The 16,154-nt window shown below is 60.1% G+C and carries 17 protein-coding genes and 2 pseudogenes; 14 read left to right on the forward strand and 5 right to left on the reverse strand.

Annotated elements, in window-relative coordinates; all coding sequences use genetic code 11:
* The first annotated feature begins 2 nt into the window (after positions 1-2).
* The 7 genes from rpsI to C8K66_RS15985 all read left to right on the forward strand — a co-directional run bounded on the left by rpsI (position 3) and on the right by C8K66_RS15985 (position 5,354).
* Entirely contained in the window at positions 3-395 is a 393-nt protein-coding gene (gene rpsI / locus C8K66_RS15955) for a 30S ribosomal protein S9 (protein WP_003171743.1), read from the forward strand.
* A gap of 266 nt (positions 396-661) precedes the next feature.
* A complete protein-coding gene (petA, locus tag C8K66_RS15960) occupies positions 662-1,255 on the forward strand; it encodes a ubiquinol-cytochrome c reductase iron-sulfur subunit (protein ID WP_026139825.1) in 594 nt (197 codons plus the stop codon).
* Positions 1,255-2,466 (forward strand): cytochrome bc complex cytochrome b subunit, encoded by a 1,212-nt coding sequence (locus C8K66_RS15965; RefSeq protein ID WP_017845421.1) that lies wholly within the window; start codon positions 1,255-1,257, stop codon positions 2,464-2,466. The genes petA and C8K66_RS15965 overlap by 1 nt, the downstream gene beginning before the upstream one ends.
* Positions 2,466-3,245, forward strand: coding sequence for a cytochrome c1 (locus tag C8K66_RS15970; protein WP_046384697.1), 780 nt, complete (start codon positions 2,466-2,468; stop codon positions 3,243-3,245). Before C8K66_RS15965 ends, C8K66_RS15970 begins: the two co-directional genes overlap by 1 nt.
* Positions 3,246-3,391: 146 nt before the next feature.
* Positions 3,392-4,009, forward strand: coding sequence for a glutathione S-transferase N-terminal domain-containing protein (locus C8K66_RS15975; protein WP_010568030.1), 618 nt, complete (start codon positions 3,392-3,394; stop codon positions 4,007-4,009).
* Positions 4,010-4,026: 17 nt separating this feature from the next.
* Positions 4,027-4,446, forward strand: coding sequence for a ClpXP protease specificity-enhancing factor (locus tag C8K66_RS15980; protein ID WP_017845419.1), 420 nt, complete (start codon positions 4,027-4,029; stop codon positions 4,444-4,446).
* Between the two features lie 158 nt (positions 4,447-4,604).
* Positions 4,605-5,354, forward strand: a complete 750-nt coding sequence (locus C8K66_RS15985) for a FadR/GntR family transcriptional regulator (RefSeq protein ID WP_017845418.1) — start codon at positions 4,605-4,607, stop codon at positions 5,352-5,354.
* Here C8K66_RS15985 and C8K66_RS15990 read toward each other — a convergent pair.
* From C8K66_RS15990 to C8K66_RS16000, 3 genes are all read right to left on the reverse strand, one after another.
* Positions 5,351-5,545: a hypothetical protein gene (locus C8K66_RS15990; protein ID WP_227778786.1), complete on the reverse strand. Its 195-nt coding sequence runs from the start codon at positions 5,543-5,545 to the stop codon at positions 5,351-5,353. The two genes, C8K66_RS15985 and C8K66_RS15990, sit on opposite strands and share 4 nt — an antisense overlap.
* 139 nt (positions 5,546-5,684) lie before the next feature.
* Complete coding sequence (locus C8K66_RS15995) at positions 5,685-6,047, reverse strand: hypothetical protein (RefSeq protein WP_057004246.1); 363 nt, start codon at positions 6,045-6,047, stop codon at positions 5,685-5,687.
* 114 nt (positions 6,048-6,161) lie between these two features.
* Positions 6,162-7,325, reverse strand: a complete 1,164-nt coding sequence (locus C8K66_RS16000) for a hypothetical protein (protein WP_046384695.1) — start codon at positions 7,323-7,325, stop codon at positions 6,162-6,164.
* 223 nt (positions 7,326-7,548) lie between these two features.
* On the opposite strand from C8K66_RS16000, the gene kdgD reads away from it, so the two are divergent.
* From kdgD to C8K66_RS16025, 7 genes and pseudogenes are all read left to right on the forward strand, one after another.
* Positions 7,549-8,460, forward strand: a complete 912-nt coding sequence (gene kdgD, locus C8K66_RS16005; RefSeq protein ID WP_017845414.1) for a 5-dehydro-4-deoxyglucarate dehydratase — start codon at positions 7,549-7,551, stop codon at positions 8,458-8,460.
* Between the two features lie 54 nt (positions 8,461-8,514).
* Complete coding sequence (locus tag C8K66_RS16010) at positions 8,515-9,960, forward strand: aldehyde dehydrogenase family protein (RefSeq protein WP_046384694.1); 1,446 nt, start codon at positions 8,515-8,517, stop codon at positions 9,958-9,960.
* A gap of 105 nt (positions 9,961-10,065) precedes the next feature.
* Positions 10,066-10,170, forward strand: a pseudogene (locus C8K66_RS31660) (hypothetical protein); the annotation flags it as partial.
* A 99-nt stretch (positions 10,171-10,269) separates the two neighbouring features.
* A pseudogene (locus tag C8K66_RS31665) lies at positions 10,270-10,380 on the forward strand (hypothetical protein); the annotation flags it as partial.
* 168 nt (positions 10,381-10,548) lie between these two features.
* Positions 10,549-11,907, forward strand: a complete 1,359-nt coding sequence (locus tag C8K66_RS16015) for an MFS transporter (protein ID WP_108525365.1) — start codon at positions 10,549-10,551, stop codon at positions 11,905-11,907.
* Between the two features lie 12 nt (positions 11,908-11,919).
* On the forward strand, positions 11,920-13,473 hold the full coding sequence (gene garD / locus C8K66_RS16020; protein WP_046384692.1) for a galactarate dehydratase: 1,554 nt from the start codon (positions 11,920-11,922) through the stop codon (positions 13,471-13,473).
* Positions 13,474-13,725: 252 nt separating this feature from the next.
* The gene (locus C8K66_RS16025; protein ID WP_046384691.1) at positions 13,726-14,667 is read left to right on the forward strand and encodes an AEC family transporter; all 942 of its coding nucleotides are present in this window, start codon (positions 13,726-13,728) and stop codon (positions 14,665-14,667) included.
* Positions 14,668-14,694: 27 nt separating this feature from the next.
* Here the strand turns inward: C8K66_RS16025 and C8K66_RS16030 are convergent, their stop codons facing one another.
* Both C8K66_RS16030 and C8K66_RS16035 read right to left on the reverse strand, forming a co-directional pair.
* Positions 14,695-15,078 carry a carboxymuconolactone decarboxylase family protein gene (locus tag C8K66_RS16030; RefSeq protein ID WP_108525367.1) on the reverse strand — a complete coding sequence of 128 codons (384 nt, stop codon included), beginning with the start codon at positions 15,076-15,078 and terminating at the stop codon, positions 14,695-14,697.
* Complete coding sequence (locus C8K66_RS16035; RefSeq protein ID WP_057004248.1) at positions 15,075-16,121, reverse strand: calcium/sodium antiporter; 1,047 nt, start codon at positions 16,119-16,121, stop codon at positions 15,075-15,077. The genes C8K66_RS16030 and C8K66_RS16035 overlap by 4 nt, the downstream gene beginning before the upstream one ends.
* Positions 16,122-16,154 lie beyond the last annotated feature (33 nt).

Here is a 16,154-nt window from a genome sequence, read left to right on the forward strand (position 1 = left end):
TTATGTCGGCGACTCAAAATTACGGCACTGGCCGTCGCAAAACCGCAACCGCACGCGTTTTCCTGCGTCCGGGCACTGGTAACATCTCGATCAACAACCGCACTCTGGACAACTTCTTCGGCCGCGAAACTGCCCGCATGGTAGTTCGTCAGCCGCTGGAATTGACCGAGACTGTTGAAAAGTTCGACATCTACGTCACCGTTATCGGTGGCGGTGTAAGTGGTCAAGCTGGCGCAATCCGCCACGGTATCACTCGCGCTCTGATGCAGTACGACGAAACCCTGCGTGGCGCTCTGCGCAAAGCTGGCTTCGTGACTCGTGATGCTCGTGAAGTTGAACGTAAGAAAGTCGGTCTGCGTAAAGCGCGTAAGCGTCCGCAGTACTCGAAGCGTTAATTCGCTTTACGTTCCACAAAAACGCCCAGCCTCCTTACGGAGCTGGGCGTTTTTTATTGCCTGCTATTTATGCATAAATTTCGGCGTGACAACTTGCCACAGCCGTAGACCCCCTATACTACAAGGCTTGGAGCTGGAGCTCCGGGTAATTCCCTTGTCAGGGGTGGGGCTTTTCATTACCATTCGGCAAAATTTTTATAAGTTCAGATTTAATACTTAGTAGACGCCTGATTTAACAGGCCAAAAAGCTGATGGGAGAGGACTGAATGAGCAATGACGGCGTGAATGCAGGCCGGCGTCGCTTCTTGGTAGCAGCCACATCCGTGGTGGGTGCTGCAGGAGCGGTGGGGGCTGCGGTCCCGTTCGTGGGGTCATGGTTTCCCAGTGCCAAGGCGAAAGCCGCAGGTGCACCGGTGAAGGTGAATATCAGCAAGATCGAGCCAGGCCAGCAGATGATTGCTGAGTGGCGCGGTCAGCCGGTCTTCATTGTTCGTCGAACGGAGGAAATCCTGGGAAATCTGAAAAAGATCGAAGGCCAGTTGTCTGACCCCAAATCTGAGTTTTCCGACCAACCCGCCTACGCCAAAAACGAAGCACGTTCGATCAAGCCAGAGATTCTGCTGCTGGTCGGGCTGTGTACCCACCTGGGATGCTCACCTACTTTCCGCCCTGAAGTGGCGCCGGTCGACCTGGGCAAAGATTGGGTCGGCGGCTATTTCTGCCCCTGCCACGGTTCGCACTACGACCTGGCCGGACGCGTCTACAAGTCGCAACCTGCTCCACTGAACCTACCCGTGCCTCCGCATAACTACGAATCTAACGACATCATTGTCATTGGCCTCGACAAGGAGAACGCGTGATGAGTAAGTTCATGGATTGGGTGGATGCGCGCTTCCCCGCCACCAAAATGTGGGAAGACCATCTCAGCAAGTATTACGCGCCAAAAAACTTCAACTTCTTCTACTTCTTCGGCTCCCTGGCACTGCTGGTGCTGGTCAACCAGATCGTCACCGGCGTCTGGCTGACCATGAGCTACACCCCTTCGGCGGAGGAGGCATTCGCTTCCGTCGAATACATCATGCGTGACGTCGAGTACGGCTCGATCCTGCGCCTGTTGCACTCCACCGGCGCCTCGGCGTTCTTCATCGTGGTCTACCTGCATATGTTCCGTGGTTTGCTCTACGGTTCGTACCAGAAGCCTCGTGAGCTGGTGTGGGTGTTCGGCATGCTGATCTACCTGGCGCTGATGGCTGAAGCCTTCATGGGCTACCTGCTGCCGTGGGGCCAGATGTCGTACTGGGGCGCCCAGGTGATCATCTCGCTGTTCGGTGCGATCCCCGTGATCGGCAACGACCTGACGCAGTGGATCCGTGGTGACTACCTGATCTCGGGCATCACCCTGAACCGCTTCTTCGCCTTGCACGTAGTGGCCTTGCCGATCGTGATTCTCGGCCTGGTGGTGCTGCACATCCTGGCGCTGCACGAAGTGGGTTCCAACAACCCCGACGGTGTGGACATCAAGAAGCACAAGGACGAGAACGGCATCCCGCTGGATGGCATCCCGTTCCACCCGTACTACACCGTGAAAGACATTGTCGGTGTCGTCGTGTTCCTGTTCGTGTTCTGCTCGATCGTGTTCTTTTTCCCGGAGATGGGTGGTTATTTCCTGGAAAAACCTAACTTCGAACAGGCCAACGCCTTCAAGACACCTGTGCATATTGCCCCGGTCTGGTACTTCACGCCGTTCTACGCGATCTTGCGGGCGATCCCCGACAAGCTCATGGGCGTAATCGCCATGGGTGCGGCCATCGCGGTGCTGTTCGTGCTGCCTTGGCTCGACCGAAGCCCGGTCAAGTCCATGCGCTACAAGGGCTGGCTGAGCAAGATCTGGCTGTGGGTGTTCTGCATTGCGTTCGTGATCCTGGGTGTGCTGGGCGTCCTGGCGCCAACCCCTGAGCGCACGTTGCTGTCGCAGGTCTGCACCTTCCTGTACTTCGCCTACTTCATTCTGATGCCGTTCTATACCCGGCTAGAGAAGACCAAACCGGTTCCGGAAAGGGTGACTGGCTGATGAAAAAATTATTCGTTGCATTGATGCTTGCGGCGCTGCCGCTACTGTCCTTCGCTTCCGAGCAAGGCCCTGAGTTGGAAAAAGTCGCTATCGACGTGTCTGACAAAGCGGCCATGCAGGACGGCGCACGCACGTTCGCCAACTATTGCATGGGTTGCCACAGCGCCAAGTTCCAGCGTTACGAGCGTGTTGCCGATGACCTGGGCATCCCGCACGAGGTGATGCTCGACAAGCTGGTGTTCACCGGCGCCAAGATTGGCGACCACATGAATATCGGCATGCAGCCAGCGGACGCCAAGAACTGGTTCGGCGCTGCGCCGCCCGACCTGACTTTGGTGGCGCGGGTTCGCGGCACCGATTGGCTCTACGGCTACCTGAAATCCTTCTACGAAGACCCTGCGCGTCCATGGGGCGTGAACAACGTGGTGTTCCCGAACGTCGGTATGCCTAACGTTCTGGTCGGCCTGCAGGGTCGCCAAGTGATAGGATGCAAGCAGGTTCAGGTAGTCGAGGGCGGCAAGAAGCAATTTGACCCGTTGACCGGCACGCCGCTGACACATGAAGCGTGCGATCAACTGACCATCGTGCCCAAGTCCGGCGCGCTGAACGAAGAGCAGTTCGACGAGAAGGTCAAGAATCTCGTGACCTTCCTGGCCTACTCGGCCAACCCGGTCAAACTGCAGCACCAGCGCATTGGTACGTATGTCTTGCTGTACCTGGCTTTCTTCTTCGTATTCGCTTATCTGCTCAAGCGCGAATACTGGAAGGATGTGCATTGATCCAACCGTAAGCAATTGCTGTTAATCTTGCGCGCCCAGCGGCATCTCTAACCCGTAGCGACCTGGTCATCAGGTACTACTGAGATGCTCTCTGGGCGCGCTCGTTTTTGAGCTTTCGATAATTTCAACAAGCGAGGAGGACCGCCATGGGCGTGACCAATCGGTTGGCCTGTTACTCCGACCCCGCCGACCACTATTCCCACCGAGTACGCATCGTGCTCGCAGAGAAGGGTGTCAGCGCCGAGATCATCAGTGTGGAGGTGGGTCGTCACCCGCCGAAGCTGATCGAAGTGAACCCTTACGGCAGCTTGCCCACCCTGGTCGATCGTGACCTGGCGTTGTGGGAGTCAACCGTGGTGATGGAATATCTGGATGAGCGTTACCCGCATCCGCCTTTGCTGCCGGTGTACCCGGTGGCGCGTGCCAACAGCCGCCTGCTGATCCATCGGATTCAGCGCGACTGGTGCGGGCTGGTGGATTTGATTCTGGATTCGCGCAGCAAAGAGGCGGCCCGTGTCGTGGCGCGCAAGGAATTGCGCGAGAGCCTGACGGGCGTTTCGCCATTGTTCGCCGACAAGCCTTTTTTCCTCAGTGAGGAACAAAGCCTGGTGGATTGCTGCCTATTACCCATACTCTGGCGCTTGCCGATTATGGGCATTGAACTGCCGCGGCCGGCCAAGCCGCTGCTTGATTACATGGAGCGCCAGTTTGCGCGTGAGGCTTTCCAGGCGAGTCTGTCTGGTGTCGAACGCGATATGCGCTAAGGCTTAAGGAGCCGTTGATGAACTCCAGTCGACCCTACCTGGTTCGCGCGCTCTATGAGTGGATTGTGGACAACGATTGCACCCCGCACATGCTGGTCAATTCCGAGTTTCCTGCGGTTCAGGTTCCGCAGGGTTTTGCCAGCGACGGGCAGATTGTGCTGAACGTATCGCCCAGCGCAGTGCGCCACCTGCACATGGACAACGAGGCAGTCAGCTTCGAAGGGCGTTTCGGCGGTGTGCCGCATACGCTGTACGTGCCGATTGGCGCCATCCTCGGGATCTACGCCCGGGAAAATGGCCAAGGCATGGTGTTCGATCTGGAGTCGCCTTTCGAGGATGACGAAGCGATCGACGGGGAAGACGGCGATGATGTGCCGCCACCGGATACCGAGCCACCGCGTCCAAGCGGCCGGCCGAGTCTGAAAGTGGTGAAGTAAGCGGCTTTTGCCTTCGGGCGCGGCTGAAAAATGCCTCGGCGGTTGCCGGGGCATTTTTTTGCCTGGCCGTTGTAGATGAAAGTCATGCCTGGAACGGTGATCGTACAACCGCCATGGGCTATGATGCCTGTTCAGTTCACCAAGAAAGATGACCCAACATGGAAAACACCAACACCGCCCCTCGTCTTCCCCGCAAGCGCCGCAGCCTTGCCCAGGAATTGGTCACGGTGTTGTCCGAGCAGATCCGCGACGGCCAACTCAAGCGTGGCGACAAACTGCCTACCGAATCGGCGATCATGGACGCCCATGGCGTCAGCCGCACGGTGGTGCGTGAAGCCATCTCACGCTTGCAGGCGGCGGGGCAAGTGGAAACCCGCCACGGTATCGGCACCTTTGTCTTGGATACGCCAAGCCCCAGCGGTTTCCGCATTGACCCGGCCACCATCGTGACCCTGCGCGATGTGCTGGCGATCCTGGAGCTGCGTATCAGCCTGGAAGTGGAATCCGCGGGCCTGGCCGCGTTGCGCCGCAGCGACGAACAACTGGCCGGCATGCGTGCCGCCCTCGACGCCTTGAATGAAAGCGCCGCCCATGCTGGCGATGCGGTGGCGTCGGACTTCCAGTTCCACCTGCAGATTGCCCTGTCCACCGGCAACCGCTACTTCACCGACATCATGACGCACCTGGGCACCAGCATCATTCCGCGTACCCGCCTGAACTCGGCACGCCTGGCCCAGGATGACCAGCAGCACTACATGAAGCGCTTGAGCCGCGAGCACGAAGAAATCTACGAAGCGATCGCGCGCCAGGATTCGGATGCGGCGCGGGCGGCGATGCGCTTGCATTTGACCAACAGTCGCGAGCGGCTGCGCCATGCTCACGAAGAAGCAGAGGCGCAGCGGGGTTAAGGGTAGGTCACGACCTCAAGCGCCACATCAGTGATGGGCTCGTTAAGATCGAACGGGACGGTGAGGAATCGTTTAACTACCTCGTATTGGGTAGCGGCACCTTCAAATTCGAGAATGTCTCCTTTGTAAATCACGCCATCAAAGGTGATCTGCTGTTTTTTGCCGTCCGGCATATTGAGCTCGTATTTCATGGTCTTCACACGCCAGTGTTGGAGGGTGGAGTGTTGCTTTATCTGCATGCGCAAACGGCCGTGAATACCGGTCCAGATACGTCCCCGGGGCAGGTCTGGTGCCTGCGACGAGAGCGATGCGGTGCGGATAAGCGCTGTGTCACTGCGAGACCGTTATCATCAACGGATCAGAATAGAACCTTCCCGATTCGCTGTTTATCGCGTATCGCACCTGCACCGTTTGGTTGACGAATTTCTTCAAGTCATCGGCAGCGATATCGAGCTTGAGATTCGACTCCTTCACGTAATCTTCCTTGTTGGGGTCGTACTGTCCGGCGTTCTTTTCCTGCCCTTCGGCTTCCGGGGACTCGGGGTCCGGTCCTACGATGATAGATACCTGGGCGCTTGCGGAAACCTCATTGGGCTCGGGGATGGAAAACTCTATGCGTGCGCCGCTTGCCAGGCTCACTTGAGCCGGGCAAGAAGCGTCGCCGCCGACAAGGCTCGGGGCTTTAATGGCCATGATTGAGTGCTCCTTTGCACAGAAGCCAGAGAGCCTGGCTCCTATGCGGGGTTATCGCCCTCGTTGAAAATCGGCGTAACTGTTAGAAATCACAGTCACGACAAACGGTACGGCTCAAGCCGGCGTATTGGGTGTGTAGTCCTTCAGCAGCAAGTACGTACTCCACCCCCACCAATCAGCGGTCCAGTGTTTGTCGTTCAGGTCATTCACGTCCTTGCGTCGCAGCACCTTGTCGCCTTCCATCTTGAACAGCGGCGAAAAGTTATTCGCCGGGTTCTGTGCTGCATTCAGGTCCGGCACATACAGCGGCGCCTTGAAGGTGGCCGGGGAGGGCGCGACACCGCTGATAAACGCGTCGAAGACCTCATCGGCCGACGCCTGCACGGCGCGTTTGACCTGCGCCCGGTTGGCCGCGTCGCCGGCGTCGAAATAGCGTTTATCGCCGTAGGCATGCCATTCGTCACCGACTGCATTGCGCACCTTGAGCCCGAACTTGCTGTCTTCATCGTGCATGAAGCGACTGATCAGCGAGCCCAGCTCCCCAGGCGTCACCACGGCGGCCAGCTGTTTGCGCGGCACGCGCAGGTGGCCGGCGGAAAACAGATCGGTCAAGAAGTGATCGGCAAAACTGTTCATCGCATAGGCCAGCTCCAGCGCCTGGTCGGTGCCGCTTTGATGGGCGATGACGGCTTGTTGCAGCGCCGCCGTATGCCCGGCCAGGTAAGCCGACAACGCCCATTCGCCAAAGTGGTCGGCGTTGTCCGCCGCCAGCTTCAAGTAGCGGCCCAGGGGGAACAGTGCCGAGACCGCGCTGCCGCCGCCGGTGATGCGGTTCCACTCTTCAGACAACGTATCTCCGAGCAAGGCGTAGGCGTCGTGGGCGGATTTGCCGTCCTTGATCGCCTGGTTGACCGCGTTGATCTCCTTTTGCATCACCGCCAGGATCTTGTGTGCTTCCTCCCGTGACGCCGGCAGTCCTGCCAGTGAGTTGAATGCGGCGTTAAAGCGTTGCACGCGTTCGGCAGGCGAGGCGCCATCACTGATGGGTTGGCCCGGGATGCCATAAAAGTCACCGCCCAGGGCGATCACTTGCCCGTAAGTCAGCGCCAGGCCGTTGGGCAGGTGCAGCTCGACGAGTCGGGCGGCAATCGCCGGGGCGTCTTTGGCGAAGCGCAACAGTGTGTCGTCGCCGATGGCAGTGTGTTCACCGCCTTCGAAACGCAGGGAGGGTAGGTTTTTTGCGGGTGCTGCGGGTGCTGCGAGTTCAAGACCGGACATGTTAGCTCCTTGCTATGTCGTAGGAATCTTCCTTTATTACTGTATGTATATACAGCTATTCGAGCATAGAGGAAAAAACTCCTACGTCAATGCGCTCTCTCTCAACAGGCGGTTCGATGAATTGCAGTTGACGAAATATTTTATAGTTGTACGATGACGTATGACATAAGCAAAACCAACAACAACCTTTCGCCAGAAAGTCTTTGCCCAGGGTGTTCGAATAATGAATCCACAAGAACTGAAGTCCATCCTCTCCCACGGTCTGCTGTCTTTTCCCGTGACCGATTTCAACGCCCAGGGTGATTTTCACCAGGCCGGCTATATCAAACGTCTGGAGTGGCTGGCTCCCTACGGCGCCACTGCGCTGTTCGCCGCCGGCGGCACCGGTGAGTTTTTCTCCCTCGCGGCCAGCGAATATTCCCAGGTTGTGAAGACCGCGGTGGATACCTGCGCCACCAGCGTGCCGATCCTCGCCGGTGTCGGCGGTTCGACCCGCCAGGCCATCGAATACGCTCAGGAAGCCGAGCGTCTCGGTGCCAAAGGCTTGCTGCTGCTCCCGCACTATTTGACCGAAGCCAGCCAGGACGGGGTTGCCGCCCACGTGGAAGCGGTGTGCAAGTCGGTCAAGATCGGCGTGGTGGTTTACAACCGCAACGTCTGCCGCCTGACTGCGCCTTTGCTGGAGCGCCTGGCCGAACGTTGCCCGAACCTGATCGGCTACAAGGACGGCCTGGGTGACATTGAATTGATGGTGTCGATCCGCCGTCGTCTGGGCGACCGTTTCAGCTACCTGGGCGGCCTGCCGACTGCAGAGGTTTACGCCGCTGCCTACAAGGCCCTGGGCGTGCCGGTGTATTCCTCGGCGGTGTTCAACTTCATCCCGAAAACTGCGATGGATTTCTATCACGCCATCGCCCGCGACGATCACGCCACCGTCGGCAAGATCATCGATGACTTCTTCCTGCCGTACCTGGACATCCGTAACCGCAAGGCCGGCTACGCGGTGAGCATCGTCAAGGCGGGCGCCAAAATCGTTGGCTATGACGCCGGCCCGGTTCGCACGCCACTGACCGATCTGCTGCCGGAAGAATACGAAGCCCTGGCCGCGCTGATCGACAAGCAAGGCCCGCAATAACTTATCTATAAGGCCGCTGAGCAATCAGCGGCCTTTTGCGTCAGGAGAAGATTCGTGTCCCAAGCCAAACGTTTTGAAAACTACATCAACGGCCAATGGGTGGCTGGCGCTGATTATTGCGTCAACCTCAACCCGTCGGAGTTGTCCGATGTCATTGGCGAATATGCCAAGGCGGATGTCGCCCAGGTCAACGCTGCCATCGATGCCGCCCGCGCTGCGTTCCCGGCCTGGTCGACGTCCGGTATCCAGGCTCGCCACGACGCACTCGATAAAGTCGGCAGCGAAATCCTCGCCCGGCGCGAAGAACTCGGCACGCTGCTGGCCCGGGAAGAGGGCAAGACCCTGCCTGAAGCCATTGGCGAAGTGACTCGCGCCGGTAATATCTTCAAGTTCTTCGCCGGCGAGTGCCTGCGCCTGTCCGGCGACTACGTGCCGTCGGTGCGACCGGGCGTCAATGTCGAAGTCACCCGCGAAGCCCTCGGCGTGGTCGGCCTGATTACCCCGTGGAACTTCCCGATTGCCATCCCCGCGTGGAAAATCGCTCCGGCCCTGGCCTACGGCAACTGCGTGGTGATCAAGCCGGCGGAGCTGGTGCCGGGCTGTGCCTGGGCCCTGGCAGAAATCATCTCCCGCGCCGGTTTCCCCGCCGGTGTGTTCAACCTGGTGATGGGCAGCGGGCGGGTAGTGGGCGATGTGTTGGTCAACAGCCCGAAAGTCGACGGCATCAGCTTCACCGGTTCGGTCGGCGTCGGGCGTCAGATCGCGGTCAGTTGTGTCTCGCGCCAGGCCAAGGTGCAGTTGGAAATGGGCGGCAAGAACCCGCAGATCGTTCTCGATGACGCCGACCTCAAGCAAGCTGTCGAGCTGTCGGTACAGAGCGCGTTCTATTCCACCGGCCAGCGTTGCACCGCCTCCAGCCGCTTGATCGTCACCGCCGGTATTCACGATCAGTTCGTCGCGGCCATGGCCGAGCGCATGAAGTCGATCAAGGTCGGCCACGCGTTGAAAAGCGGCACCGACATTGGCCCGGTCGTCTCCCAGGCCCAGTTGGACCAGGACTTGAAATACATCGACATCGGCCAGAGCGAAGGTGCGCGGCTGGTGAGCGGTGGCGGCCTGGTGACCTGCGACACCGAAGGCTACTACCTGGCGCCGACGCTGTTCGCCGACAGCGAGGCGGCCATGCGGATCAGCCGCGAAGAGATCTTCGGCCCGGTGGCCAACGTGGTGCGCGTGGCGGACTACGAGGCGGCGCTGGCCATGGCCAACGACACCGAGTTCGGTTTGTCGGCGGGCATCGCCACCACCTCGCTGAAATACGCCAACCACTTCAAGCGCCACTCTCAGGCCGGAATGGTGATGGTCAACCTGCCGACTGCCGGCGTGGACTATCACGTTCCGTTCGGTGGGCGTAAAGGTTCATCCTACGGTTCGCGTGAGCAAGGTCGCTATGCGCAAGAGTTCTACACCGTGGTGAAAACCAGCTACATCGGTTCGTAACACTGTAGGAGCGAGCTTGCTCGCGAAAAATTTCAACGAATACGCAGGCATTCAGGGGGCACGCGGTGCCTTTGAGTTTTTCGCGAGCAAGCTCGCTCCTACAACGTTCCGTTCGGTGGGCGTAAAGGTTCATCCTACGGTTCGCGCGAGCAAGGTCGCTATGCGCAAGAGTTCTACACCGTGGTGAAAACCAGCTACATCGGTTCGTAACACTGTAGGAGCGAGCTTGCTCGCGAAAAATCTCAACGAATACGCAGGCATTCAGGGGGCACGCGGTGCCTTTGAGTTTTTCGCGAGCAAGCTCGCTCCTACAACGTTCCGTTCGGTGGTCGTAAAGGTTCATCCTACGGTTCGCGTGAGCAAGGTCGCTATGCGCAAGAGTTCTACACCGTGGTGAAAACCAGCTACATCGGTTCGTAACACTGTAGGAGCGAGCTTGCTCGCGAAAAAATTCAACGAATACGCAGGTATTCAGGGGGCATGCGGTGCCTTTGAGTTTTTCGCGAGCAAGCTCGCTCCTACAGGGGCAGCGTCCAGCAACACATAAATATCACCCGCAAAAAAAATAATTAGTGGGAGTACTTCTACATGCAAGCGACCAAACCGACCCATGTCCGCTATTTGATCCTGCTCATGCTGTTTCTGGTGACCACGATCAACTATGCCGACCGGGCCACCATCGCAATTGCGGGTTCCAGCCTGCAAAAAGACCTCGGCATCGACGCGGTCACCCTCGGTTACATCTTCTCTGCATTCGGTTGGGCCTACGTGGCCGGGCAAATCCCCGGCGGCTGGCTGCTCGATCGGTTCGGCTCGAAAAAAGTCTATGCCCTGAGCATCTTCACCTGGTCACTGTTCACCATATTGCAAGGCTATGTCGGTGAGTTCGGTGTCTCCACGGCAGTCGTGGCGCTGTTCATGCTGCGCTTTATGGTGGGCCTGGCCGAAGCGCCATCCTTCCCGGGTAACGCGCGCATCGTGGCCGCCTGGTTCCCCACCGCCGAACGCGGCACGGCCTCGGCGATCTTCAACTCGGCGCAGTACTTCGCCACGGTGCTGTTCGCGCCGCTGATGGGCTGGATCGTCTACAGCTTCGGCTGGCAGCACGTGTTTATCGTGATGGGCGTGATCGGCGTCCTGTTCTCGCTGGTCTGGCTGAAAGTTATCCACAGCCCGCGCCAGCATCCGCTGATCAACGAAGCCGAGTTCAATCACATCGCGGCCAACGGTGCGATGGTCGATATGGACCAGGACAAGGGTAAGAAAACCGACGGTCCGAAGTGGGATTACATCCGCCAGTTGCTGACCAACCGCATGATGCTCGGCGTGTACCTGGGCCAGTACTGCATCAACGGCATCACCTACTTCTTCCTGACCTGGTTCCCGGTGTACCTGGTGCAGGACCGCGGCATGACCATTCTCAAGGCCGGGTTCATTGCCTCATTGCCGGCGATCTGCGGGTTTATCGGCGGTGTGTTGGGCGGGGTGATCTCCGACTACCTGCTGCGCAAAGGCCATTCCCTGACCTTCGCCCGCAAGGCGCCGATCATTGGCGGCCTGCTGATCTCCAGCAGCATCGTGGCCTGCAACTACGTGGATATCGAGTGGATGGTGGTGGGTTTCATGGCCTTGGCCTTCTTCGGCAAAGGCGTTGGCGCACTGGGTTGGGCGGTGGTGTCCGACACCTCGCCGAAACAGATCGCCGGGCTCAGTGGCGGCCTGTTCAACACCTTCGGTAACCTGGCGTCGATCACCACGCCGATTGTCATCGGTTACATCATCAGCACCACCGGTTCGTTCAAATGGGCCCTGGTGTTTGTCGGCGCGAACGCGCTGGTGGCCGTGTTCAGTTACCTGGTGATTGTCGGCCCGATCAAACGCGTGGTGCTCAAAGAGCCGCCAAGCCAAGGGCCTGAGTTGACCAACCTTACCCAAGCGCATTCCTGAAGGGGCCGTGTGATGCAGTTGATTGAACATGCCGACTCGCCGCGCTCGATTCGTTTGCACGAGCGCGACAACGTGGTGATCGTGGTCAATGACCAGGGTGTACCGGCCGGGACCGAGTTCCCGGACGGCCTGGTGACCGTGGATTTCATTCCACAAAGCCACAAAGTGACCCTCGAAGATATCCCCGAAGGCGGTCGGATCATTCGCTACGGCCAAACCATCGGTTACGCCCTGGCGCCGATTCCACGCGGCAGTTGGGTGCAGGAAGATCAACTGCGCATGCCCACCGCGCCGCCGCTGGACAGCTTGCCGCTGTCCACCGAGGTGCCAGCGGCCCAGGCGCCGCTGGAAGGCTTTACCTTCGAGGGCTATCGCAATGCCGACGGCACCGTGGGCACGCGCAATATCCTCGGCATCACCACCACCGTGCAGTGCGTCACCGGTGTGCTGGACCATGCGGTCAAGCGCATCAAGGACGAGTTGCTGCCCAAGTACCCGCATGTCGATGACGTGGTGGCGCTGACCCACAGCTACGGCTGCGGGGTGGCGATCACCGCGACGGATGCGTATATCCCGATCCGCACCGTGCGCAACCTGGCGCGCAACCCGAACCTGGGTGGCGAAGCCCTGGTGATCAGCCTGGGCTGCGAGAAATTGCAGGCCGGGCAGGTGATGCACGACAACGACAGCTCCGTCGACCTGAGCGAACCGTGGCTGTATCGCCTGCAGGATTCCAGCCACGGGTTTAGCGAGATGATCGAGCAGATCATGGCCCTGGCCGAGGTGCGCCTGAAGAAGCTCGACCAGCGCCGCCGGGAAACCGTGCCGGCGTCCGAGCTGATCCTGGGCATGCAGTGCGGCGGCAGTGATGCGTTTTCCGGCATCACCGCCAACCCGGCGCTGGGGTTCGCTTCGGACTTGTTGCTGCGAGCGGGGGCGACGGTGATGTTTTCCGAAGTCACTGAGGTGCGTGATGCCATCTACCTGCTGACTTCTCGTGCGCAAACCAAGGAAATCGCCGAGGAACTGGTACGGGAAATGGACTGGTACGACCGTTATCTGGCCAAGGGCGAGGCGGATCGCAGCGCCAATACCACGCCGGGGAACAAGAAGGGCGGGTTGTCGAACATTGTCGAGAAGTCCCTGGGCTCCATCGTCAAGTCCGGCAGCAGCGCGATCAACGGCGTGCTCGGCCCGGGTGAACGCTTCAAGGGCAAAGGCCTGATCTTTTGCGCCACGCCGGCCAGCGACTTCGTGTGCGGCACCTTGCAACTGGCGGCGGGGATGAACCTGCATGTGTTCACCACCGGGCGTGGCACGCCTTACGGGCTGGCGATGGCGCCGGTGGTGAAGGTCTCGACCCGCACGGAGCTGGCGCAGCGCTGGCCGGACCTGATCGATATCGACGCCGGGCGCATCGCCACCGGGCGTGCGAGCATTGAGGAGTTGGGGTGGGAGTTGTTCCACTTCTACCTGGATGTAGCCAGCGGCAGGAAGCAGACGTGGGCGGAGCAGCACAAGCTGCATAACGACATTACGTTGTTCAACCCGGCGCCGATTACCTGAGACCGAGTCGCCGTTATCGGGGGCAAGTCGAGTCGTCGCACCGCCCCTCCCACATAGGGTCTGCGGTGTTCATCCGTTGTGTGTCTGACGCAGATTCAGTGTGGGAGGGGCGGTGCGACGACTCGACTTACCCCCGATAGCGGCGACCCTATGTGGGAGGGGGCTTGCCCCCGATAGCGGTCTATCAGGCGCCATTGGGCCGTATGGCTTATCATTAGCCCCCTAACGACGCCCACCAAGGTTCTCCCCGGCATGCTGGCTATCTTCCTCACCACCCTCACCATCACCGCGCCGGTGTTTGCCATGTTGTTCCTCGGTGTGCTGCTCAAGCGCATCAACTGGATCAACGACAGCTTTATCCACACGGCATCGTCCCTGGTGTTCAACGTCACCATGCCGGCGCTGCTGTTTCTCGGCATCCTGCATGCCGACCTGCATTCGGCGCTCAAGCCGGGTTTGCTGATCTACTTCGCCGTCGCCACGCTGTTGAGCTTTGCCCTGGCCTGGGGCTGGGCGATTTTGCGCTGCAAGCGTGAAGACCGGGGCATCTACACCCAGGGCGCGTTTCGCGGCAACAACGGGGTGATCGGCCTGGCGCTGGCGGCCAGTATGTACGGTGATTACGGCATCTCCCTCGGCGCGATCCTCGCGGCGCTGGTGATCCTGTTCTACAACACGCTGTCGACCATTGTGCTGGCGGTGTACAGCCCGGTGATCAAGTCCGACCCGTGGAGCATCTGCAAAAGTGTGCTGGCCAACCCGCTGATCATCAGCGTGATTGCGGCCGCGCCGTTCGCCTATTTCCAGATCGGCTTGCCGGGCTGGCTGGAAAAATCCGCGCAGTACCTGGCCGACATGACGTTGCCGTTGGCGCTGATCTGCATCGGCGGCACCTTGTCGCTGGCGGCGTTGCGCAAGAGCGGCAACATGGCGCTGAGCGCGAGCTTGATGAAGATGGTCTGGCTGCCGGTGGTCGCCACCCTGGGGGCGTGGTTGCTCGGGTTTCGCGGGCCGGAACTGGGGATTCTGTTCCTGTACTTCGGCGCACCGACGGCGGCCGCGAGCTTTGTGATGGCCAGGGCGGCGCAGGGGAATCATGAGCTGGCGGCGGCGATTATCGTGATCACCACCTTGATGGCGGCGGTGACCACGAATATCGGGATTTTTGTGTTGCAGGCGGGCGGGTGGATCTGAGCTGTGCCGGTGATAGCTACCTGACCATCACTGCTTGTCCGCCTGATACGCCTCAATCACGTCCTGCGCCGCGCGAAACGCCTCGATCGCCGCCGGCACACCGGCATACACCGCGCAATGCAGCAGCGCTTCGCGGATTTCTTCGACGGTGCAGCCATTGTTCAGCGCGCCGCGCACATGGCCTTTGAGTTCCTGCGGGCACTTGAGCGCGGTGAGGGCGGCGAGGGTGATCAGGCTGCGCGTCTTCAGCGGCAAGCCTTCGCGGTTCCACACGCTGCCCCAGGCATGTTCGTTGACGAAGTCCTGCAGCGGCTGGGTGAATTCGGTGGCGTTGCCCAGGGCGCGATCGACGAACGCATCGCCCATCACCTGACGACGCATTTCAACTCCGGGCTTTTTCTGATCGGTCATTGCGATTCCCTCTTGTGTTGGCGGCGCCAGGCTCGCAGCGTGCTGAACAACAGGAAAGCCACCAGCACTGGCAGGACGTAATACAGCATCAGTTGTTCAAGTTTGTTGGCCAGGCCCATGCCGGTGGTGAACGCCATCACATGCAGCCCATACGCCAGGTACAAGCCCAACAGCACCAGGCCTTCGGCACGGGTCACGCGGTAGCCGGTATAAAACACCGGCAGGCACAACACCACCACGCCGAGCATCACCGGCAGGTCGAAATCCAGGGCATTGGGCGACACCGACAGCGGCGAGGGCGCGAGCAGGGCGGTCAGCCCCAGTACGCCCAGCAGGTTGAACAAGTTGCTGCCGATCACGTTACCCACGGCGATATCCCGCTGACCGCGCAGGGCCGCGATCAGCGAGGTGGCCAGGCACGGCAGTGAAGTGCCGACGCCGATCAGCGTCAAGCCGATGATGCGTTCCGACAGGCCCAGGTCGCTCGCCACATCCACCGCCGCACCCAGCAACAAATGCCCGGCCAGCACCAGCACCAGCAAGCCGCCGAACATCAGCAATACGCTGCTCAACCAGGGCGCCTTGGCCACCGTGTCCAGTGTGCGCGGGCGCCGTGAATGGCGGGTCTGGTAGTGCAGCACGCCGAGGTAGGCCAGCAGGGCCGCGAGCAGCAGCGAACCGTCGAGTGGCGTCAGTTCTTCATTGGCCGCCAGGGTAAACACCAGCAGGCCGGCGAGGATCATCACCGGGATATCCAGGCGCACCAGTTGCCGCGAGACCCGCAGCGGAATGATCAGCGCCGACAGGCCCAGGGTGACGAGGATGTTGAAAATGCTGCTGCCGATCACGCTGCCCACGGCAATGTCGGTATTGCCGGCGAGGGTGGCTTGCAGGCTGACGGTCATCTGCGGCGCACTGCTGCCGAAGGCGACGATCGTCAGGCCGATGATCAGCGGGCGGACCTTGAGGCTGGCAGCCAGGCGCACCGCGGCGCGCACCAGGATTTCGGCGCCGACGATCAGCAGCAGCAGGCCGCTGATCAATTCGATCAGGCTCCAGGGCGAGAGGGCGGTTAA

Origin of the sequence: Pseudomonas sp. GV105 (assembly GCF_003058185.1) — a bacterium.
GTDB lineage: Bacteria > Pseudomonadota > Gammaproteobacteria > Pseudomonadales > Pseudomonadaceae > Aquipseudomonas > Aquipseudomonas veronii.

Excerpts from the sequence above, each read along its gene's own strand:
- kdgD (WP_017845414.1), top strand. The coding sequence starts at position 7,549 with ATGAATCCACAAGAACTGAAGTCCATCCTCTCCCACGGTCTGCTGTCT.
- petA (WP_026139825.1), top strand. The coding sequence starts at position 662 with ATGAGCAATGACGGCGTGAATGCAGGCCGGCGTCGCTTCTTGGTAGCA.
- C8K66_RS16015 (WP_108525365.1), top strand. The coding sequence starts at position 10,549 with ATGCAAGCGACCAAACCGACCCATGTCCGCTATTTGATCCTGCTCATG.
- C8K66_RS16025 (WP_046384691.1), top strand. The coding sequence starts at position 13,726 with ATGCTGGCTATCTTCCTCACCACCCTCACCATCACCGCGCCGGTGTTT.
- C8K66_RS16000 (WP_046384695.1), bottom strand. The coding sequence starts at position 7,325 with ATGTCCGGTCTTGAACTCGCAGCACCCGCAGCACCCGCAAAAAACCTA.
- C8K66_RS16030 (WP_108525367.1), bottom strand. The coding sequence starts at position 15,078 with ATGACCGATCAGAAAAAGCCCGGAGTTGAAATGCGTCGTCAGGTGATG.
- rpsI (WP_003171743.1), top strand. The coding sequence starts at position 3 with ATGTCGGCGACTCAAAATTACGGCACTGGCCGTCGCAAAACCGCAACC.
- C8K66_RS15990 (WP_227778786.1), bottom strand. The coding sequence starts at position 5,545 with ATGAAATACGAGCTCAATATGCCGGACGGCAAAAAACAGCAGATCACC.
- C8K66_RS15980 (WP_017845419.1), top strand. The coding sequence starts at position 4,027 with ATGAACTCCAGTCGACCCTACCTGGTTCGCGCGCTCTATGAGTGGATT.
- C8K66_RS15965 (WP_017845421.1), top strand. The coding sequence starts at position 1,255 with ATGAGTAAGTTCATGGATTGGGTGGATGCGCGCTTCCCCGCCACCAAA.
- C8K66_RS15975 (WP_010568030.1), top strand. The coding sequence starts at position 3,392 with ATGGGCGTGACCAATCGGTTGGCCTGTTACTCCGACCCCGCCGACCAC.
- C8K66_RS15995 (WP_057004246.1), bottom strand. The coding sequence starts at position 6,047 with ATGGCCATTAAAGCCCCGAGCCTTGTCGGCGGCGACGCTTCTTGCCCG.
- garD (WP_046384692.1), top strand. The coding sequence starts at position 11,920 with ATGCAGTTGATTGAACATGCCGACTCGCCGCGCTCGATTCGTTTGCAC.
- C8K66_RS15970 (WP_046384697.1), top strand. The coding sequence starts at position 2,466 with ATGAAAAAATTATTCGTTGCATTGATGCTTGCGGCGCTGCCGCTACTG.
- C8K66_RS15985 (WP_017845418.1), top strand. The coding sequence starts at position 4,605 with ATGGAAAACACCAACACCGCCCCTCGTCTTCCCCGCAAGCGCCGCAGC.